This is a genomic window from Neisseria sp. P0021.S007 (assembly GCF_051956855.1).
Genome location: NZ_JBQCXA010000002.1, coordinates 327,941 through 348,676 on the forward strand (window position 1 = coordinate 327,941; position 20,736 = coordinate 348,676).

Annotated in this window: 19 protein-coding genes and 1 pseudogene; all 20 read left to right on the top strand. The window is 49.2% G+C overall.

The features are described from left to right. Nucleotides 1-142: 142 nt before the first annotated feature. The 20 genes and pseudogenes from mraZ (at nt 143) to murC (ending at nt 20,664) form a co-directional block, all read left to right on the top strand. Nucleotides 143-598: a division/cell wall cluster transcriptional repressor MraZ gene (gene mraZ, locus ACTHUR_RS04605; protein WP_039861849.1), complete on the top strand. Its 456-nt coding sequence runs from the start codon at nt 143-145 to the stop codon at nt 596-598. Beyond that, complete coding sequence (rsmH, locus tag ACTHUR_RS04610) at nt 595-1,557, top strand: 16S rRNA (cytosine(1402)-N(4))-methyltransferase RsmH (RefSeq protein WP_004518896.1); 963 nt, start codon at nt 595-597, stop codon at nt 1,555-1,557. Before mraZ ends, rsmH begins: the two co-directional genes overlap by 4 nt. A gap of 62 nt (nt 1,558-1,619) precedes the next feature. Further along, nucleotides 1,620-1,883 (top strand): cell division protein FtsL, encoded by a 264-nt coding sequence (gene ftsL / locus ACTHUR_RS04615; RefSeq protein WP_003681879.1) that lies wholly within the window; start codon nt 1,620-1,622, stop codon nt 1,881-1,883. A gap of 74 nt (nt 1,884-1,957) precedes the next feature. Next, nucleotides 1,958-3,706, top strand: a complete 1,749-nt coding sequence (locus ACTHUR_RS04620) for a peptidoglycan D,D-transpeptidase FtsI family protein (RefSeq protein WP_004518895.1) — start codon at nt 1,958-1,960, stop codon at nt 3,704-3,706. A 26-nt stretch (nt 3,707-3,732) separates the two neighbouring features. After that, the gene (locus ACTHUR_RS04625) at nt 3,733-5,211 is read left to right on the top strand and encodes a UDP-N-acetylmuramoyl-L-alanyl-D-glutamate--2,6-diaminopimelate ligase (RefSeq protein WP_070695282.1); all 1,479 of its coding nucleotides are present in this window, start codon (nt 3,733-3,735) and stop codon (nt 5,209-5,211) included. 180 nt (nt 5,212-5,391) lie between these two features. Then, the gene (locus ACTHUR_RS04630) at nt 5,392-5,913 is read left to right on the top strand and encodes a M23 family metallopeptidase (RefSeq protein WP_049335339.1); all 522 of its coding nucleotides are present in this window, start codon (nt 5,392-5,394) and stop codon (nt 5,911-5,913) included. A 24-nt stretch (nt 5,914-5,937) separates the two neighbouring features. Continuing rightward, on the top strand, nt 5,938-6,792 hold the full coding sequence (locus ACTHUR_RS04635; protein WP_004518892.1) for a hypothetical protein: 855 nt from the start codon (nt 5,938-5,940) through the stop codon (nt 6,790-6,792). A gap of 21 nt (nt 6,793-6,813) precedes the next feature. After that, nucleotides 6,814-7,326, top strand: a complete 513-nt coding sequence (locus ACTHUR_RS04640) for a hypothetical protein (RefSeq protein WP_004518891.1) — start codon at nt 6,814-6,816, stop codon at nt 7,324-7,326. Continuing rightward, nucleotides 7,323-8,690 carry a UDP-N-acetylmuramoyl-tripeptide--D-alanyl-D-alanine ligase gene (locus ACTHUR_RS04645; RefSeq protein ID WP_004518890.1) on the top strand — a complete coding sequence of 456 codons (1,368 nt, stop codon included), beginning with the start codon at nt 7,323-7,325 and terminating at the stop codon, nt 8,688-8,690. The genes ACTHUR_RS04640 and ACTHUR_RS04645 overlap by 4 nt, the downstream gene beginning before the upstream one ends. Nucleotides 8,691-9,132: 442 nt before the next feature. Next, on the top strand, nt 9,133-9,282 hold the full coding sequence (locus ACTHUR_RS04650; RefSeq protein WP_049335337.1) for a hypothetical protein: 150 nt from the start codon (nt 9,133-9,135) through the stop codon (nt 9,280-9,282). 101 nt (nt 9,283-9,383) lie between these two features. Beyond that, on the top strand, nt 9,384-10,466 hold the full coding sequence (mraY, locus tag ACTHUR_RS04655; RefSeq protein WP_004518887.1) for a phospho-N-acetylmuramoyl-pentapeptide-transferase: 1,083 nt from the start codon (nt 9,384-9,386) through the stop codon (nt 10,464-10,466). 115 nt (nt 10,467-10,581) lie between these two features. Beyond that, nucleotides 10,582-11,070 carry a group II truncated hemoglobin gene (locus ACTHUR_RS04660; RefSeq protein ID WP_004518885.1) on the top strand — a complete coding sequence of 163 codons (489 nt, stop codon included), beginning with the start codon at nt 10,582-10,584 and terminating at the stop codon, nt 11,068-11,070. A gap of 52 nt (nt 11,071-11,122) precedes the next feature. Continuing rightward, nucleotides 11,123-11,413 (top strand): tetratricopeptide repeat protein, encoded by a 291-nt coding sequence (locus ACTHUR_RS04665; protein ID WP_440361232.1) that lies wholly within the window; start codon nt 11,123-11,125, stop codon nt 11,411-11,413. A 51-nt stretch (nt 11,414-11,464) separates the two neighbouring features. Further along, nucleotides 11,465-12,028, top strand: a pseudogene (locus tag ACTHUR_RS04670) (tetratricopeptide repeat protein); the annotation flags it as partial. A 70-nt stretch (nt 12,029-12,098) separates the two neighbouring features. Beyond that, nucleotides 12,099-13,361, top strand: coding sequence for a tetratricopeptide repeat protein (locus ACTHUR_RS04675; protein WP_004518882.1), 1,263 nt, complete (start codon nt 12,099-12,101; stop codon nt 13,359-13,361). 44 nt (nt 13,362-13,405) lie between these two features. Beyond that, nucleotides 13,406-14,743 carry a UDP-N-acetylmuramoyl-L-alanine--D-glutamate ligase gene (gene murD / locus ACTHUR_RS04680; RefSeq protein ID WP_070695287.1) on the top strand — a complete coding sequence of 446 codons (1,338 nt, stop codon included), beginning with the start codon at nt 13,406-13,408 and terminating at the stop codon, nt 14,741-14,743. 243 nt (nt 14,744-14,986) lie between these two features. Then, complete coding sequence (locus tag ACTHUR_RS04685; RefSeq protein WP_049335331.1) at nt 14,987-16,483, top strand: amidase; 1,497 nt, start codon at nt 14,987-14,989, stop codon at nt 16,481-16,483. Between the two features lie 270 nt (nt 16,484-16,753). After that, complete coding sequence (locus ACTHUR_RS04690) at nt 16,754-18,016, top strand: FtsW/RodA/SpoVE family cell cycle protein (protein ID WP_049335329.1); 1,263 nt, start codon at nt 16,754-16,756, stop codon at nt 18,014-18,016. Nucleotides 18,017-18,020: 4 nt separating this feature from the next. Beyond that, nucleotides 18,021-19,088, top strand: coding sequence for an undecaprenyldiphospho-muramoylpentapeptide beta-N-acetylglucosaminyltransferase (murG, locus tag ACTHUR_RS04695; protein WP_049335327.1), 1,068 nt, complete (start codon nt 18,021-18,023; stop codon nt 19,086-19,088). A gap of 166 nt (nt 19,089-19,254) precedes the next feature. Further along, entirely contained in the window at nt 19,255-20,664 is a 1,410-nt protein-coding gene (gene murC / locus ACTHUR_RS04700) for a UDP-N-acetylmuramate--L-alanine ligase (protein WP_049335324.1), read from the top strand. The last annotated feature ends 72 nt before the right edge of the window (nt 20,665-20,736 follow it).

Sequence of the window (20,736 nt, forward strand, 5' to 3'; positions counted from 1 at the left end):
AGTGTCGGTTGGTGGGGCATAGTGGGTGAAAGTGGTTACTTTTTCCTAAAAAGTGTTCCGTAGAAGTGAAGACGAAATATTTTAGGAAGGTGGGATTTTTAATCCCACTCTAGTTTTATTTTAATCGAATTTGGGGTGTAATGTGTTTGGCGGTGCTCATGAATTGAGTATGGACAGTAAAGGGCGGTTGGCGATTCCTGCCAAATTCCGCGATATTTTGCTGCGCCGTTATACGCCTGCAATTGTGGTCACACTGGATTCCCGAAAAAAATTATTGATGTACCCCGAGCCCGTTTGGGAAGAAAAAGCCGAGCAGATTTTGAAGTTGAAAGTGGCCGGCAATGAAGCTTTGCAACGGTATCAGAATTTGCTGCTGCACAATGCGGAGATTTTGGAGTGGGATAGCGCCGGACGCGTTTTGATTCCGGCCAATCTGCGCAAACGCGTAGATTTTGAAAAAGAAGTTACTTTGGTTGGCCGTGCAAACCGTATGGAGTTGTGGGGCCGCGAACATTGGGAAGAGGAAATGAATCAGGCTTTGGATATCGATCCTGATGAATTGGCTTTCCAATTGAGTCAAACGGATTTGCAATTGTGAGTAAAGTTGAAAATTATCAGCATGTTACTGTCTTGTTGCATGAGGCGGTGGATGCGTTGGCAATCCGTGAAGATGGGATTTATGTGGACGGTACGTTCGGCAGGGGAGGGCATTCCCGGCTGATTTTGTCGCGTTTGGGCAAGCAGGGTCGTTTGGTTGTTTTTGACAAAGACCCTGAGGCGATTGCGGTAGCCAATGAGCTGGCGGTGCAAGATAAACGTGTCAGTGTCGTACACAATGGTTTTGAAACATTTCAGACGGCCTTGGATGAATTGGGCATCGATAAGATTGACGGTGCGCTTTTTGATTTGGGGATTTCGTCGCCGCAAATTGACGATGGCAGCCGCGGATTCAGTTTCCGCTTTGATGCGCCGTTGGATATGCGGATGGATCCGACTCGCGGGATGTCTGCGGCAGAATGGATTGCAACCGCATCCGAACAGGATTTACACGAGGTAATTAAGAATTATGGTGAAGAGCGGTTTAGTCGCCAGATTGCGCGCGCCATTGTTGCGCAACGCGAGGAGAGTCCCATCGATACAACCCGCAAGCTGGCGCAGCTTGTGGCGCAAAACGTCCGTACTCGTGAGCGCGGACAAGACCCTGCTACGCGCACCTTCCAAGCAGTTCGCATCTTTATTAACCGCGAGCTCGAAGAGGTAGAGGCAGTTTTGCCGCAGGTTGCAGGCCGTCTGAAAGAGGGTGGACGCTTGGCCGTCATTGCGTTCCATTCGCTGGAAGACAGAATTGTGAAGCAGTTTATTAAAAAATATTCGCAACATGCGCCTTTGCCCCGTTGGGCGGTGGTCAAGGAAGCGGATTTGCCTCAACCGCCTTTGAAGGCTGTGGGCAAAGCAATCAAACCGGGTTCGACAGAGACTGAAACCAATCCGCGTGCGCGCAGTGCAGTTTTGCGTGTGGCGGAGCGCAGCAGCGGCGAATTTTCGGTTGTTGACTAGGGAAAGCGTTTCGGCATTGTCGCAAGGGATGTTTCTGTTGACAGGCCGTCTGAAAGTTTGAAATGGGTAAGTTGAATATTTTATTACTGGTTTTGGTGACGGTTTCTGCCTTTGCCGTAGTGTTTAAGCAAAACCAGTCGCGCTTGCACTTTATCGAGTTGGATAAGGCGCAAAAGCGGGAAATTCAGTTGGAACAGGATTACGCGCGCTTGAAACTGGAGCAAGCAAGATTGGCAAACCACAAACTGATTAAAGTGGCGGCCGAAAAGCAACATCTGCTTCCGCCGGGTGCGCATAATACGGCTATGCTGGAACGCAAAAAATAAGAATATAGCCTTGTTTTCAAGGTGTTTACGGGAATTAATAGCTCACTGAGCAGCTAAGTCATGAGAAGTCCAACATGTTAATTAAGAACGAATATAAACCTCAAATGCTGTCTGGAACCACAAAAACAAAAAAACCGCTGACAAGTAACGGACGTATTGGTTTGGTGCTGGGTGCCGTTGCGCTGGCATTTACCGGTCTGTTGGTGCGCGGGGTTTATCTGCAAACCAGTCAGCATGAGTTTTTGAAAAATCAGGGCGACCAACGTTTTGTGCGCACACTTCCGCTGCCTGCATCACGCGGTATGATTACCGACCGCAATGGTGCTACATTGGCGTTGAGTGCGCCTACCGAATCATTGTATGCCATGCCTTCCGGCATGGAGGAAATGCCGACTGACGAGCAGTTAGAAAAACTGTCGGCCATTGCCGATGTGCCTGTTGAAGTTTTGAAAAATAAATTGTCTAAAAAAGACAAAGGCTTTATCTATCTGAAACGTCAACTCAGCTACGAGAAAGCAGAAGAAATCAAAGCATTGGGCATTAAAGGTATCGCATTCCAAAAAGAATTGAAACGCCATTACCCGATGGGCAATCTGTTTGCGCATGTTATCGGTTTTACCAATATCGACGGCAAAGGTCAAGAGGGCTTGGAGCTTTCCCGTGAAGACAGTCTGCGCGGTGAAGATGGTGCGAAAGTCGTATTGCGTGACAACAAAGGTAATATCGTTGACAGCCTCGACTCTCCACGCAACAGCGTGCCTAAAAATGGCCAAGACATGATTTTGTCTTTGGATCAGCGTATTCAAACGCTGGCTTATGACGAGTTGAACAAGGCTGTGGCTTATCACAAAGCCAAAGCGGGTACGGTTGTGGTATTGGATGCGCAAACCGGCGAAATTTTGGCTTTGGTCAACAGCCCTGCTTACGATCCGAATCAACCGGGTCAAGCCAATAGCGAACAGCGCCGTAACCGCGCCGTAACCGATATGATTGAACCCGGTTCTGCAATGAAACCGTTTACCATTGCCAAAGCATTGGATTCCGGTAAAGTGGATGCAACCGATACGTTCAATACCCTGCCTTACAAAATCGGTCCGGCTACCGTACAAGATACCCACGTTTATCCTACTTTGGATGTGCGCGGCATTATGCAAAAATCTTCCAACGTCGGTACCAGTAAACTTTCTGCCATGTTTACGCCTAAAGAAATGTACGATTTCTATCATGATTTAGGTGTGGGCGTGCGCATGCATTCAGGCTTTCCTGGCGAGACTGCAGGTTTGTTGAGAAGCTGGCGCAGATGGCAAAAAATCGAACAGGCAACCATGTCTTTCGGTTATGGCCTGCAATTAAGCCTGTTGCAATTGGCTCGTGCCTATACTGTCTTGACCCATGACGGCGAATTGTTGCCGGTCAGCTTTGAAAAACAAGCGGTTGCACCTAAAGGCAAGCGCGTCATCAAAGCCTCTACTGCGAAAAAAGTGCGCGAGTTGATGGTTTCCGTTACTGAAGCCGGCGGTACCGGTACTGCCGGTGCTGTTGATGGTTTCGATGTAGGTGCGAAAACCGGTACGGCGCGTAAACTGGTTAATGGCCGCTATGTGGACAACAAACACGTCGGTACGTTCATCGGTTTTGCTCCGGCTAAAAATCCACGCGTTATTGTGGCCGTTACCATTGACGAACCGACTGCCAACGGCTATTACGGCGGCGTGGTTGCCGGTCCCGTATTCAAAGAAGTCATGAGCGGAAGCTTGAACATCTTGGGTGTTTCCCCGACCAAGCCTTTAAGTAATACCGCTACCGTCAAAGTACCGTCATAATCCAAACAATCAAAGAGATATTGTTTATGTTCAGCAAGTTAACCCCCTTGGCTGAAACCAACTTTCCGCCTCTGCTGTGTGAAAACGCAGCAGGGCGTTTGTTGCATTCAGACAGCCGACAAATTAAACAGGGTGACATTTTCGTTGCCTGTCAGGGCGAATATACAGACGGCCGCAGCTATATTCCTGCCGCCATTGCCAACGGTGCAACCTTTGTTTTTTGGGATGATGACGGCAAATTTACATGGAATCCCGAATGGAACGTTCCTAATCAAGGCATTAAAGATCTGAAACATCGCGCCGGTATGTTGGCGGCGCAGGTTTACGGTAATGTTTCAGACAGCCTTAAAGTTTGGGGCGTAACCGGTACCAACGGCAAAACCTCTATCACACAATGGCTGGCGCAAGCTGCCGATCTGTTGGGCGAAAAAACCGCCATTATCGGCACAGTCGGCAACGGCTTTTGGGGCACATTGGAAGAAACCACACATACCACACCTGCTCCTGTCGATGTCCAAACCCTGCTCTACCGCTTCCGCCAGCAAGGCGCAACAGCCGCCGCGATGGAAGTTTCCAGCCACGGCCTTGACCAATCGCGCGTCAACGGCGTGCCGTTTCGCAGCGCAATCTTTACCAATCTCACCCGCGACCATCTCGACTATCACGGCACCATGGAAGCCTATGGTGCCATCAAATCGCGCCTGTTCTACTGGCATGGTCTGCAACACGCCATCATCAATGTCGATGATGAATACGGTGCAGAACTCGCAGGCCGTCTGAAAAAAGACTGTCCCGATTTAGCCGTTTATGGCTATGGTTTCAGCGAGCAAGCCGATATCCGCATTACCGATTTCACCGCTTCTTCAGACGGCATGGAAGCCGTATTCCAAACACCATGGGGCGAAGGAAAATGCCGTACCCGTCTGCTCGGACGATTCAACGCGCAAAACCTCGCTGCCTGCATCGCCTTGCTTTGTGCCAACGGTTATCCGATTGATAAAGTATTGGAAGTACTGGCAAAAATCCGTCCCGCTTCAGGCCGCATGGATTGCATTATGAACAGCGGCAAACCTTTGGTCGTTGTCGATTATGCCCACACGCCGGATGCACTGGAAAAAGCACTCTCCACTTTGCAGGAAATCAAACCGCAGGGCGCGGCTTTGTGGTGCGTATTCGGCTGCGGCGGCAACCGAGACTGCGGCAAACGCCCATTGATGGGTGCGGCAGCAGTTCAGGGTGCCGATAAAGTAGTGGTTACCAGCGATAACCCGCGCTTGGAAAATCCTCAAGACATCATCAACGATATTTTGCCTGCTGTATCTAATCCTGAACGTGTCGAAGTTGATCGTGCCGTTGCCATCCGTTATGCGGTTGAGCAGGCTGCCGCTAACGACATCATTCTGATTGCTGGTAAAGGGCATGAAAACTATCAGGATGTACAAGGCGTGAAGCATCATTTCTCCGATTTTGAAATCGCAGAAAAAGCATTGGCAGAGCGCGGTTAAGCCATATCGCAAATGTTCAGACGGCCCGAAACCTTAAGGCCGTCTGAAAAAGATTTAAACATATACAATAAAAGCAATACGACACACGCATTACGGCACGTCAGCCATTAAACCCATCACAGTTGTTTGTTTCGGAAGACTTTTTAATAAGGCCGTCTGAACAACAAGGAGACCGATTTGATGCTGAAAATGCCGACAAAAACCTTATTAATCAGTGCAGCCGTAGTTTTATTTGCAGGCTGTACAACCAAACAACTTCCGCGTCCTACTGCCGAAATCGAGCAGTTGAGGGCGCAACAGCCTCCGGTCGAGCAAAGCCTGCCGAATCCCGTTAAAGGCAAGCGTTTTGACGACACTTGGGGCGCAGCGCGCAGTCAGGGGCGAAGGCATGAAGGTGTGGATATTTTTGCTAAGAAAAACACGCCGATACGCAGTACCACGCCCGGTATCGTCACCAAAATCGGGCGCAACCGATTGGGCGGTAAAGTTATCGGTATTCAAGGGCCGGGTGCGTGGCATTACTATGCCCACCTCAATAAATTTGCCCGTATCCGCCTGTATGAACGAGTAAAAGAAGGACAGGTCATCGGCTATGTCGGTAAAACCGGCAATGCCAGAACCACACCGGCCCACCTGCATTACGGTGTATATCTGCCGAACGGCGCGGTGAATCCGTATCCGCTGATTAATCAGAACAGATAGGCCGTCTGAACAAGATTTGAGAGTATGAACGCAAAGAAATTGGTTAAGGCAACGAATATCGTCGGTATGGTGGCAGTTGTGCTGCTGGTGTACTGGGTATTTGTTCTGATTCTATCCAATGTTTTCGGGCTTAAGGTGTTCCGCGAATACATTACGGAAATTTTCCTGATGAGTATTTTGGGGATTTTTGCCGTGATGGCGGGTGCCTTGATACTGAACATCATGCTGAATTTGACCCGTATTGCCGAGCGAGGACAAGAGGAAGAAAGCAAAGGTGGCCGAAAAACCTTATATTTGTTGTTGGCAGTATTTCCCGTTTTAGCAGCCCTGTTATTTGGCGGAAATTATCTGACTGTTCAGAAAAAACGTCAGATTTTGACTCAATCTCTAGAGCGTATCGTCAAGGATAATCCATCGCAAATCAATGCATTGGCAGATTATCGTTTTGATTTTGCGTATATTAAAAAAGCAGCGTTAATCCTTGAGCTGATGTCGAAGGAAGATTCTGCCTTTAAAGCAGCTACAGTGATTGTGCCGGATACGATCGGTAATAAACAGGTTTATTTGGCTTTCTCAGCTGATTCCCAGTTAAGTGGGATTGATGAGCAGGCACCCAATGCTCGGGGAGTAGGCGATGATAATGGTTTTGTCGTTACTCGGAATGGCAATAAAGAAACAATCAGCAAAACGCAATATCTTTATGCCCCAAATCTGAGCGAGCGTGAATACTTGCAGAGGGTATTTGCTGGACAAACAAATGAAATACGTTATGAGGCAAAAGATGGCAATTACAGCCTTTGCCACCCCTACCGCCAAAACGGTGAAACCATTGTATTGTGTTTTTCCGATTACCAGCAGTACGGGAAAATCGGCAGTTGATAAGAGAAAGTGATTTGTAGTATGAAAAGTTGGTTTTCCAATACATTTCCTGAATATAAAAAATTGCCCAAAAGCGGCAAATTTATGGCATGGCTGACTTTTGTGCAGGGCGTGGTTTGGTTGATTCTGGCATCAATTCAGAGTGTGCAAGGACTGATTAACAGCATAGCATGGGCTGTGTTTTTTGGGATTTTACTTTTCATTTTGGGTATGTTGGCGTTGTCTGCAGCATGGAATGCGTTTAAATTCCGTGAAGTCGGTTTTAAGAGAATGACATATGTGTACATGCCATGCTTATTGCAAATTGCTTTTGCAAGCGATGTATTTTCTTTTGTATTTTATATAGATAGTGTATTGAAACTATGGTTCAGCCTTACGGTAAATAAGCTTTCTGTCGGTGTAAATTTTGCCGCTATTCTTTTTATTGTGCTGGCAGGACGTAATTATCGTCATTTAAAAATGGTTTCCCAAAATACGGATAAAAATGTGGAACCGTTAGAACAAGTAGAACAAGGACAAGAAACACAATCATGAAACCACTAGACCTAAATTTCATCTGTCAAACGCTCGGCCTTCCGGTGCCGTCTGAAAATCAACCCGTTTCGCGTATTGTTACAGACAGCCGCGATATTCAGGAAGGCGACGTATTTTTCGCGCTTGCCGGAGAGCGCTTTGACGCGCATGACTTTGTTGAAGATGTTTTGGCAGCAGGGGCAACGGCAGTTGTGGTTTCGCGCGAAGATTGTGCGGCTTTGAAAGGCGCATTGAAGGTTGACGATACGCTTGCGGCTTTGCAAAAACTGGCGAAGGCGTGGCGTGAAAATGTGAATCCGTTTGTCTTTGGCATTACCGGCTCTTCCGGTAAAACGACGGTTAAAGAGATGTTGGCCTGCGTATTGCGTCATCGATTCGGTAATGAAGCTGTGTTGGCGACTGCCGGCAATTTTAACAATCATATCGGCCTGCCGCTGACTTTGTTGAAACTGAACGAAAAACACCGCTACTCCGTCATTGAAATGGGTATGAACCATTTTGGCGAATTGTCTTTGCTGACCCAAATTGCCGGTCCGAATGTTGCTCTGGTTAATAACGCTTTGCGCGCGCATGTCGGTTGCGGTTTTGATGGCGTCGGCGATATTGCTAAAGCAAAAAGTGAAATCTACGAAGGTTTGCTTTCAGACGGCATTGCGCTGATTCCGTGCGAAGATGCCAATATCGCTACATTTGAAGCTGCTACTGCGCAATTGAATGCTCAGACTTTCGGCGTTGCCAGTGGCGATGTCCATGCAGAAAATATTGAGTTGAAACCGTTGTCCTGCGAATTTGATTTGGTGCGTGGCAATGAACGTGTTGCCGTGGTGTTGCCAGTCCCCGGCCGTCACAATGTGCATAATGCCGTAGCGGCGGCTGCTCTGGCTTTGGCGGCAGGTTTGAGCCTTGCCGAAGTTTCAGACGGCCTGAAAAATTTCAGTAATATCAAAGGTCGTCTGAATATCAAGCAAGGCATTAAAGGCGCGACTTTGATTGACGATACTTATAATGCCAACCCCGACAGTATGAAAGCCGCCATTGATGTGCTCGCTGCTATGCCTGCGCCGCGTATTTTTGTGATGGGCGACATGGGCGAATTGGGTGAGGACGAAGCCGCCGCCATGCACGCCGAAGTTGGCGCGTATGCACGGGATAAAGGCATCGAGGCCGCATATTTTGTCGGCGACAACAGCGTTGAAGCAGCGGAAACGTTTGGCGCGGAAGGTTTGTGGTTTGCTGACAAAGATCCGCTGATTCAAGTGTTGAGCCACGATTTGCCTGAACGCGCTACTGTATTGGTCAAGGGATCACGCTTTATGAAGATGGAAGAAGTGGTCGAGGCACTGACGGATAAAGAGGTTGTCTGAAAATGGAACAGAAAAGGAAACGGCCTATACTGTTGCAGGTTATCGTTGGGATGATGGTAGTGGCAGCAGTTTTATGGCCGGTTGCAGTGTGGCAGTACATCAAAGATGTAGGATTTGAGACAATAAGCGAAGCATACGAAAGCACAAGAGGACGTTGGGGTTGGTTTGAATTTTGGTTAGGAAATTTTCATTTGCTTGTGCAAGTGATATTGATGCTGGTTAGTGCTGTTGGATTATGGAGAGGTAAGGATTGGGCGCGTAGGTTATGGCTGTATACTGTATATCGTCTACAATATGGTCGGTTATTTGGTTTCCCCTAGAATCGGGTTTCCATTGTTGGATGTCATTATTCGCGCTGCAATTTGTTACAGCTTGTTTTGCTTACATCCCAAGGATTATTTTCAGACCCAAGAAAATAAAACTTAAGAAGGCCGTCTGAAATATGAAAAAGATTTTACTATTGACTGGTTTGCTGATTGCCGCGTTTTATGCCGGAATGAAAGTACAGGCATTTATCTATGAAGATACCTGCTTGGATTTAGGCGGCGGAAAGAATCCCGGAAACTATCCGATTTGCGTGGTAGAGAAATAATCTTACTCAATAAGGCCGTCTGAAATTTCAGACGGCATACCGATTTATTTTTAATTGGGCAATAAGCCCACTGTAACAACAAAAACAAAAAAGGAAGCCCCATGTTTTTATGGCTCGCACATTTCAGTAACTGGTTAACCGGCCTGAATATTTTTCAATACACCACATTCCGTGCCGTGATGGCTGCGCTGACTGCTTTGGCGTTTTCTCTATTGCTTGGTCCGTGGACCATCCGCAAGCTGACTGCGCTTAAAGTCGGCCAAGCCGTCCGTACTGACGGCCCTCAAACCCACCTGATCAAAAACGGTACGCCAACCATGGGCGGCTCGCTGATTTTGACCGCTATTACCGTGTCCACAATTTTGTGGGGCAACTGGGCAAATCCTTATATCTGGATTCTCTTAGGCGTCTTGCTTGCTACCGGCGCACTCGGTTTTTACGACGACTGGCGTAAAGTGGTTTATAAAGACCCTAACGGCGTGTCTGCCAAATTCAAAATGGTGTGGCAGTCCAGCGTTGCCATCATCGCCGGTTTGGCGTTGTTCTACCTTGCGACAAATTCTGCCAACAATATCCTGATTGTTCCCTTCTTCAAACAAGTTGCCTTGCCGCTTGGCGTAGTTGGCTTCTTGGTATTGTCCTACCTGACCATCGTCGGCACATCCAATGCCGTTAACCTGACCGACGGATTGGACGGCTTAGCCGCATTCCCCGTTGTACTTGTCGCCGCCGGTCTTGCTATCTTTGCCTATGCCAGCGGCCACTCCCAATTTGCCCAATACCTGCAATTGCCTTACGTTGCCGGCGCAAACGAAGTGGTGATTTTCTGTACCGCCATGTGTGGTGCGTGTCTCGGCTTTTTGTGGTTTAACGCCTATCCGGCACAAGTCTTTATGGGCGACGTCGGCGCGCTCGCGCTTGGTGCGGCGCTCGGTACCGTTGCCGTCATCATCCGCCAAGAATTTGTCCTCGTCATCATGGGCGGCCTGTTTGTTGTTGAAGCCATTTCCGTTATGTTGCAAGTCGGTTGGTACAAACGAACCAAAAAACGCATCTTTCTGATGGCGCCGATTCATCACCATTACGAACAAAAAGGCTGGAAAGAAACCCAAGTCGTTGTCCGCTTCTGGATTATCACCATCGTCTTGGTGCTGATTGGTTTAAGTACCCTCAAAATCCGCTAAATCTCCAAAGGCCGTCTGAAAGTTTCAGACGGCCATTATGTAAGGTAAGCATGCTTGCCTGAATCCTACGTCCCAAAATAAATCCCGCAATAATCCACACAGAAAGTCTCCAAACATGTACCAATCTTTCGGCGGCGCAACCGGCATCCGCACCCTGACCGACCGTTTCTACGACTTAATGGAACTTGAGCCGAAATACCAAGCCTTACGCCAAATGCACGGCGAAGACATGACCCTGATACGCGAAAAGCTCTACGAATTTTTCAGCGGCTGGCTCGGCGGTCCACAACTCTTTGTCGAAAAATACGGCCATCCCCAACTGCGTGCCCGCCATATGCCTTTTGCCGTCAACGTACAAGTCCGCAACGAATGGATCGCCTGCTTTGCCCAAGCCATGAGCGAACTGGACATCGATAAAGCACTTGCCGAGCCGGTTTTAATCCAAGTTTTTGCCATGGCAGATTGGTGTCGTAACCAAAACGAAGACGGTATCGAACCGCCTATGCCGCCAATGGCGGTTGACCCATGGGTGCGCACACCGGAATTGCAGCAGATTTTGAGTAGCTACGGTGTAAACAGATTTTTTGAGGAATTTTCAGATTAAGTCTGTTTGAAAATGCTGCTATGACATTAAAGAATATAAGAGAGAATGTAAAATGAAAAATTGGTTAAGAAAAATAGCAGTTGCTTTGTTTGGATTCGGACAGATGGCTAATACAAGTGATATCCCAAATTTTGCAGAAACAGAGCAAGAAGCCAAACAAGGGAATGCTGCATCCCAATTTAATTTAGGTTTGATGTATTACTTGGGGAAAGGGGCTACCAAAGATTATAAACAGGCAGAACATTGGTTCCGTAGAGCGGCAGAACAGGGGGATGTTGAAGCGCAGAGCAATCTAGGGGGATTATATTATAAGGGACAAGGTGTTGCTCAAGATTATGAGTAAGCCAAATATTGGTTTCAAAAAGCTGCTGCACAAGGCTTTGCTAAAGCTCAGTATGATTTAGGAACAATCTATTTTTTTGGTAAAGGCATTGAACAAGATTATGATCAAGCAGCTCAATGGTATGAAAAGGCGGCAGAACAAGGGTATCTTGATGCCCAATACAATTTAGCCATTATGTATGATAACGGATTAGGTGTCGGTAAAGCTCCTGAGAAGGCGTTCCAATGGTATCGAAAGGCGGCGGAGCAGGGAGATAATCAAGCACAATATACTGTGGCTACAAGGTATATGCATGGTTTAGGCGTGCAAAAAGATTTTAAACAGGCGGTGCTATGGCTACATCGTGCAGCAGATCAAGAAAATATCAAAGCTCAATCAGATCTTGGCGTGGCTTATCATAATGGATTCGGTGTTCGTCAAGATGATAAGCAGGCCTTATATTGGTATCGTAAAGCAGCGGAGCAAGGAAGTTCTGAGGCCCAATACAATTTAGGTGTAATGTATCTAAAAGGGCAAGGTGTACGTCAAAGTAAAATAGTTGCTAAAGAATGGTTTAAGAAGGCTTGTGCTAATGGAGACAAGCAAAGTTGTGATGCTTATCAAAAATTGGATTAGGCAGGATATTAAATTTTGCTAAGGGCCGTCTGAAAAACTAGGATAAAACAGAAATAATAATTTGAATGTAATGGATTTTAAAATGAAGGTTTCGGTGAAAAAAATAATAATGGGTGTGATGGCTTGCTTTGGGTTAGGGCAGGCAGCTTTAGCTGAAAGTATTCCGGATTTTAAGAATATGCTGAGAGCTGCGGAGCAAGGAGATCCAGAAGCTCAATTAAGTATTGGAGCAATGTATGCGAATGGACAGGGTATTAGTCAAGACAACAGGCTAGCAGTGCAGTGGTTTCGTAAGGCAGCAGAGCAAGAGAATGCTAAAGCTCAATTTAACTTGGGTGTAATGTATCAGCTGGGGCAAGGTGTTGGTCAAGATTATGTACAGGCGGCAGAATGGTATCGTAAGGCTGCCGAACAGGGTGATACTGGAGCTCAAAATAATTTGGGTATGTTGTATCAAAATGGGCAAGGTGTTAGTCAAGACTATGCTCAGGCTGCGGAATGGTTTTATAGGGCTGCGAATCAGGAAAATACAGATGCTCAGTTAAATTTGGGTATGCTGTATGCTAATGGGCAAGGTGTTGGCAAAGACTATGAGAAGGCGTTGAAATGGTTTCGTAGAGCGGCTGGTCATGGAGATGCCATAGGTCAGTATAATTTAGGTGTGGCATATGCTAACGGGGAAGGAGTGCATCAGGATTACATACAGGCTATAGGATGGTATCGTAAAGCTGCGGAACAAGGGAATGTAGATGCACAATATAATTTAGGCGATATGTATGCGAGTGGGGAAGGTGTACGTCAAGATTATGTAGAGGCGATTAAGTGGTACAGAAAGGCAGCAGAGCAGGGAGATGCTCAAGCTCAATTTAATTTGGGCATGATGTACCTTCAAGGGCAAGGAGTCCGTCAAGACAATGCACAGGCAGTGCAGTGGTTTGGCAGGGCGGCAGAACAAGGGCATGCTAAAGCCCAATATAATTTGGGTGTAATGTATGCCAATGGGCAAGGAATTCGTCAAGATGATGTACAGGCGGTGAGGTGGTATCACAAGGCTGCAGAACAAGGTGTTGCTCAAGCGCAATTCAATTTGGGTATAATGTATGATCAAGGGCAAGGAGTTCGTCAAGATGATGCACAGGCAGTGCATTGGTATCGTAAGGCGGCAGAGCAAGGATATGCAGAAGCCCAATATAATTTTGGTGTGATGTATGCCAACGGAGAAGGTGTTCGTCAGAATTATAAGATTGCCAAAGATTGGTTTGGTAAGGCTTGTGATAATGGATTGCAACGAGGTTGCGATGCTTACCGAGAATTGAATCAGAAAGGATATTGAATCCTTATTCAAAGGCCGTCTGAAAAACTTAGGACAAAACCAAAATGACTTTTCAAAATAAAAAAATCCTCGTCGCCGGACTAGGCGGCACGGGCATTTCTATGATTGCCTACCTGCGCAAAAACGGCGCGGAGGTTGCCGCGTATGATGCGGAGCTGAAACCGGAGCGCGTGTCGCAAATCGGTAAGATGTTTGACGGGCTGGTGTTTTATACGGGCCGTCTGAAAGATGCGTTGGATAATGGTTTCGATATTTTGGCGCTCAGTCCCGGCATCAGCGAGCGTCAGCCAGATATCGAGGCGTTCAAGCAAAACGGTGGGCGCGTGTTGGGCGATATCGAATTGCTGGCGGGCATTGTGAACCGCCGCGGCGACAAGGTGATTGCGATTACCGGCAGCAACGGCAAAACGACGGTAACGAGCTTGGTCGGCTATCTCTGCATCAAGTGCGGGCTGGATACTGTCATCGCGGGCAATATCGGCACGCCGGTTTTGGAAGCGGAATTGCAGCGCGAAGGCAAAAAGGCGGACGTGTGGGTGTTGGAGCTTTCCAGCTTCCAACTGGAAAACACTGAAAGCCTGCGCCCGACTGCGGCGACGGTGCTGAACATTTCCGAAGACCATCTCGACCGCTACGACGACTTGCTCGACTACGCGCATACCAAAGCCAAGATTTTCCGTGGCGATGGCGTGCAGGTTTTAAATTCAGACGACGTGTTCTGCCGCGCCATGAAGCGTGCCGGGCGCGAGGTGAAATGGTTTTCATTGGAGCACCAAGCCGATTTTTGGTTGGAACGCGAGACAGGCCGACTGAAACAAGGCAATGAAGATTTGATTGCCACGCAAGACATTCCGTTGCAAGGTTTGCACAACGCCGCCAATGTGATGGCTGCCGTAGCTTTGTGTGAGGCTATCGGTTTGCCGCGAAATGAATTGCTCGAACACGTTAAAACCTTCCAAGGCCTGCCGCACCGCGTGGAAAAAATCGGCGAGAAAAACGGCGTGGTGTTTATCGACGACAGCAAAGGCACGAATGTCGGCGCGACCGCCGCCGCGATTGCCGGTTTGCAAAATCCGCTCTTCGTGATTTTGGGCGGCATGGGCAAAGGGCAGGACTTCACGCCCCTGCGCGATGCGCTTGCCGGCAAGGCAAAAGGTGTGTTCTTGATTGGTGTCGATGCGCCGCAAATCCGCCGCGATTTGGACGGCTGCGGCTTGAATATGACCGACTGCGCCACTTTGGAAGAAGCCGTTCAAACGGCATACGCCCAAGCCGAAGCGGGCGATATCGTGTTGCTCAGCCCGGCTTGTGCGAGCTTTGATATGTTTAAAGGCTATGCGCACCGTTCGGAAGTGTTTATTGAAGCGTTTAAGGCTTTGTAAGGCCGTCTGAAAGATGAAAAGAGGGTTGGTTTTACCGTAAACCTTGTGTGTCATTGTCTCAAAGGTCGTCTGAAAACGTTAAGGCAGTTTCAGACGACCTTTTTGCAGCAACGGTAAACTTGTTCCTTGCCTTTATCCGGTGTTACTGTTTCTTAAAATTTGCCTATGCGGGCAAACGGCGAGGCGGCGGGCAGCTATGCCTGACCGACAAAACGTGTGTTTATCAATCCGAAAGGAAAACCCATGAATTTTCAAGACTACATCCGTTACGATGCCGTCGGTTTGGCAGAGCTGATCCGTAAAAAAGAAGTCTCCGCCGATGAAGTGTTGCAGGCTGCTTTAAACCGCTTGGATGAAGTCAATCCCAAGCTCAATCTGTTGGCGCACGATTTGCGCGAACGCGCGGCGGCGTGGCAGGGGTCGTCTGAAAATGCCGATACGCCGCTGGCGGGCGTACCGTTTTTGCTCAAAGACTTGCTGGCGGATTGGGAAGGCGCGCCGACATGGTCGGGTTCGCGTATGATGCAGCATTACATTGCCAAACAAAACAGCGATTTGACCCAAGCCTATCTCGATGCGGGGCTGCGCGTGTTCGGCAAAACCACTACGCCCGAATGGGGCGCGTATCCCGTTACCGAAACCGAAATTTACGGCATCACGCGCAATCCGTGGCATTTGGATTACACCGCGGGCGGCAGCAGCGGAGGCGCGGCGGCGGCAGTGGCTTCGGGCGTCGTACCCGCAGCGCACGGCAGCGACGGTGGCGGCTCCATTCGCTTACCCGCGCACAACTGCGGCGTGTTCGGGCTGAAACCCACGCGCGGCCGCAGCAGTTACGCGCCGAACGCATCGGAGGCATGGCAAGGTTTGGTATGCGACCATGTGTTGACCCGCAGTGTACGCGACAGCGCGGTTTTGCTGGACATCGCCGCCCAAACCCAAGCCCGCGCCCTGTATGCTTGCCCGCCGCTGCCCGAAAACGGTTTTGCAGGCAGCCTGAAACAAGAAACAGGTCGTCTGAAAATAGCTTTTTGGAAACAGGCATGGTTTGGCGGTGGCAACGACGAAGGCACGGAAGCCGCGTTCGCCCATAGTTTGAAACTGATGCAAGACGCGGGACACAAATTGGAAGAAGCCACGCCCGATTTTGCGCCGCCTGAACAGCTCAACCGAGCCGCCCGCATCATCGTCATGGGCGAAACGGCAAAACTGTTCTACCAATATCAATACGAAACCGGACAAAAACTGCCGCACTGCCTGCTTGAGCCGACAACGTGGGCAATGATTGTGCAGGGTCGGCAAATCAGTGCGGGCGAAATGGCATGGGCGCGCGACGTGATGCTGGCGCAGGAACGTGCCGCCAAAGCATTTTTCACACGCTACGACGTGTTGATGACGCCCGTCTGCCCGCGCACCACGCCGAAAATCGGCGAAATGATGCCGCCGCCCGCCGCACAAAAAGCCATGCGCCTGCTGTTCGGCACGCTGCGCTTGGGTTTTCTGTTGAAAAACAACCCGTTTTTAGAAAAAGAAGCCGCCACGACGCTGCAATACGTCGGTTATACGTCGCCGCTGAACATGAGCGGCAACCCCGCCATGAGCGTGCCGCTTTACCGGCATAACGGGCTGCCTGTCGGTACCCAGTTCGCCGCCGCACACGGGCGCGAAGACACGCTGCTTAGCCTCGCCGCGCAGTTGGAACAGATACAGCCGTGGGCGGAAATACCGCAGTTGGCGTAGGGTTTGCATGGGATAAAAAGTAGCCTATTTCCTGAAGAAAAGATTTATACAAGGCTATCTGAAAACATAAAAGCGATTTCAGACGACCTTTTGCCGATATCAAAGGGTAGGGGAGGGCGCAAAGAACGTCAGAATCCGACATCTTTAAAGAATCTGAATTGTTGGTTTGGAAATAAACCTTTAAAATAACGTTAATTCATTTTTTCAGACGGCCTCTTGCCCATTTGCAGGCCGTCTGAATATTTTATTCAAGCCGTTACGGATGTTTTCATGATTAGTCTTTCCAAAATGCTTGACCGGCCGATTGCGCGCGATGGTCGGAAGTTTGATGTTTCTCTCTTGTGGATGGTCGTCTTAATGACGGTCTTCAGCCTGATTATGATTTATTCGGCTTCTATTGCGTATGCAGCATCGGAAGGGGGCAGCCAGTTTTCTTTTGTGTCCAAACAGGCAATGTTTATCCTGTTTACAGTGGCTATATGCTTGCCGCTTTTCCTGCTGAAGATGAGTTTCTGGCGGCGGATTATTCCGTTTTATTTTGCTGTTTCAGGTTTGCTGTTGTTGCTGGTTTTGTTTGTCGGCCGTGAGATTAATGGCGCGACGCGCTGGATTCATATCGGGCCGCTCAACTTGCAACCGACTGAATTTTTCAAATTGGCAACGGTTTTGTATTTGTCCAGCCTGTTTACGCGCCGTGAAGAAATGTTGCGCGATTTGGATTCTTTGGGTTGGTCGTCTTTGTTTACCGGTATTGGCGATTTGGTGTGCAGCCCTTTTAAAAGTGACGCGTGGGTAAGGGTAAAGGAACGCTTCCGCAAGTTTAAGACTTTGATTCTGCCGATTATGTTGGTGGCGGTCGGTTTGGTTTTGATTATGGGTCAGCCGGACTTTGGCTCGTTTGTCGTGATTGTCGTGATTACCATGGGTATGCTGTTTTTGGCAGGTTTTCCGTGGAAGTATTTTGCCGTATTGGTGGCGACCGTTGTGAGCGGTATGGGCTTGTTGATTTTGGCCGCACCTTACCGTATGGCGCGTGTGGCGGCGTTTTTGGACCCTTGGAGCGATCCTTTGGGTAAAGGCTATCAGCTGACGCATTCCTTGATGGCGATTGCGCGCGGCGGCTGGTTTGGCGAGGGCTTGGGTGCAAGTTTGGAAAAACGTTTCTACCTGCCTGAAGCGCATACGGACTTTATTTTTGCCGTTATCGGTGAAGAATTTGGCTTTGTCGGGATGCTGGTTTTGGTGTTCTGCTACGGCTGGCTGGTGTGGCGCGCGTTTTCCATCGGCAAGCAGGCGCGTGATTCGGGCTTGATGTTCAGCGCGTATATTGCCAACGGTATCGGTATTTGGATTGGTATTCAAAGTTTCTTCAATATCGGTGTAAACATCGGTATCCTGCCTACTAAAGGTCTGACTTTGCCGTTTATGTCTTACGGCGGTTCGGCTGTCTTTATCATGCTGGTGTGCGTTACTTTGTTATTGCGCATTGATTATGAAAACCGCCAAAAAATGCGCGGTTATTCGGTGGAGTAAAACCATGAGCGGTAAAACTTTTATGCTGATGGCCGGCGGTACGGGCGGCCATATTTTCCCTGCATTGGCGGTTGCCGAGTCGCTGCAAAAGCACGGCCATCATGTGATTTGGCTGGGCAGTCAGGATTCGATGGAAGAGCGTATCGTGCCGCAATACGGCATACGCTTGGAAACGCTGGCCATTAAAGGTATTCGTGGCAACGGTATTAAGCGCAAGCTGATGTTGCCGTTTACGCTGTATAAAACCGTCCGTGCGGCGCAGCAGATTATTAAGAAACACCGTGTCGAGTGTGTTATCGGTTTTGGCGGTTTCGTTACCTTCCCCGGCGGTTTGGCGGCAAAACTGTGCGGTGTGCCGATTGTGATTCACGAGCAAAATGCCGTGGCAGGTTTGTCCAACCGCCAACTGTCGCGCTGGGCGAAACGGGTGTTATACGCTTTCCCGAAAGCGTTCAGTCACGAAGGCGGTTTGGTCGGCAACCCCGTCCGCGCGGATATTGCCAACCTGCCTGAGCCTGCCGAACGCTTCCAAGGGCGTGAAGGTCGTCTGAAAATCTTGGTGGTCGGCGGCAGTTTGGGTGCGGATGTGTTGAACAAAACCGTTCCGCAAGCTTTGGCATTATTGCCTGAGGCTGCCCGTCCGCAAATGTATCATCAGTCCGGCCGCAATAAATTGGGTAACCTGCAGGCGGATTATGATGCATTGGGTGTGCAAGCCGAGTGCGTTGAATTTATTACCGATATGGTATCTGCCTACCGCGATGCCGATTTGGTGATTTGCCGTGCCGGCGCGCTGACGATTGCCGAGTTGACGGCTGCAGGTTTGGGTGCATTGCTGGTGCCATATCCGCACGCAGTGGACGATCATCAAACAGCCAATGCGCGCTTTATGGTGCAGGCCGAAGCTGGTTTGCTGCTGCCGCAAACCCAACTGACGGCAGAAAAACTGGCCGAAATCCTCGGCGGATTAAACCGTGAAAAATGCCTGAAATGGGCGAAAAATGCCCGTACGCTGGCGTTGCCGCACAGCGCGGACGATGTGGTGGAAGTTGCCATCTCTTGTACCGAATAAGCAGGCAGACTTCGATTCAAGGCCGTCTGAAAAGTTGATTAACGGCGTTTCAGACGGCCTTTATTGCTTTTGTTAAAATTCCTTTACAATAAAAGCATAGCGCAGAAGCGGATAGCCCTTTAAAATAACGCCTTTACGCACTAAAAACCAACCGGAACGCAACGTTATGATGAAAAATCGAGTGACCAACATCCATTTTGTCGGAATCGGCGGCGTCGGCATGAGCGGTATTGCCGAAGTTTTACACAATTTGGGCTTTAAAGTTTCCGGTTCGGATCAGGCGCGTAATGCCGTTACCGAGCATTTGAGCGCTCTCGGCATCCAAGTTTACCCAGGTCATACTGCCGAACACGTCAATGGCGCCGACGTGGTTGTTACCTCTACTGCGGTCAAAAAAGACAATCCTGAGGTTGTTGCCGCATTGGAACAGCAGATTCCCGTGATTCCGCGCGCGCTGATGTTGGCAGAGTTGATGCGCTTCCGCGATGGTATCGCCATTGCCGGTACGCACGGCAAAACCACAACCACCAGCCTGACCGCTTCTATTCTCGGCGCGGCAGGACTTGACCCGACTTTCGTTATCGGCGGCAAGCTCAACGCCGCTGGTACCAACGCCCGTTTGGGTAAAGGCGAATACATTGTTGCCGAAGCCGACGAATCCGATGCCTCTTTCCTGTATCTGACGCCGATTATGTCCGTCGTGACCAATATCGACGAAGACCACATGGACACTTACGGCCACAGCGTTGAGAAACTGCATCAGGCGTTTGTCGATTTTATCCACCGTATGCCGTTCTACGGCAAAGCCTTTCTGTGTATCGACAGCGAACACGTCCGCGCGATTTTACCGAAAATTAGCAAACCTTACGCCACTTACGGCTTGGACGATACTGCCGATATCTATGCGACCAATATTGAAAACGTCGGCGCGCAAATGAAATTTACCGTTCATGTTCAAATGAAAGGACACGAGCAAGAGCCGTTTGAAGTTGTTTTGAATATGCCCGGCCGCCACAACGTCCTCAATGCGTTGGCGGCTATCGGCGTTGCGCTGGAAGTTGGCGCATCGGTTGAAGCCATTCAAAAAGGCTTGCTCGGCTTTGAAGGTGTCGGTCGCCGCTTCCAAAAATATGGCGACATTAAATTACCAAACGGCGGAACTGCTTTGCTGGTGGACGATTATGGCCATCATCCTGTTGAAATGGCAGCAACCCTTTCCGCTGCGCGCGGTGCATACCCTGAAAAACGTTTGGTCTTGGCTTTCCAACCACACCGCTATACCCGCACACGTGATTTGTTCGAAGATTTCACCAAAGTCCTCAATACCGTTGATGCGCTGGTGTTGACCGAAGTTTATGCCGCAGGCGAAGAGCCGATTGCCGCAGCCGATTCCCGCGCCTTGGCACGCGCCATCCGCATATTGGGCAAACTTGAGCCGATTTACTGCGAAAACGTTGCCGACTTGCCGCAAATGCTGCTGAATGTTTTGCAGGACGGCGATGTTGTGTTGAATATGGGTGCCGGCAGCATCAACCGCGTTCCGTCTGCATTGGTGGAATTGTCGAAACAATCATAATAAACGGGCATATTGGTCTTTGAGGGCAGATAGGTCGTCTGAACAATATTCAGACGGCCTGTATCAGTATTT